Here is a 248-nt window from a genome sequence, read left to right on the forward strand (position 1 = left end):
AGTCCAACGAAGTCGCCAGCGGCCTCAACGAGCTGTTCGGCATCGAACGCTGGCTGGGCGGTCTGATCGTGGCGGTCACCGTGTTCATCGTCATCATCGGCGGGATCAAGTCGATCGGGCGCGTCGCGGAAAGCGTCGTTCCCTTCATGGCCGCCGCCTATATCGTGATGGCGGTGATCGCGCTGATCCTCAATTTCGGCGATCTGCCGGAAACCTTCGGGCGGATCTTCGACGGCGCGTTCAACGTG

The 248-nt window shown here is 62.1% G+C and carries 1 protein-coding gene; it reads left to right on the forward strand.

The window, feature by feature from the left end; translation table 11 throughout:
- A partial coding sequence (locus A3736_RS07460) for an alanine:cation symporter family protein (RefSeq protein ID WP_197465534.1) occupies nt 1-248 on the forward strand: 248 nt, incomplete at both ends.

The organism is Erythrobacter sp. HI0063, assembly GCF_001635685.1.
In the GTDB taxonomy this organism is placed as follows: Bacteria; Pseudomonadota; Alphaproteobacteria; order Sphingomonadales; family Sphingomonadaceae; genus Qipengyuania.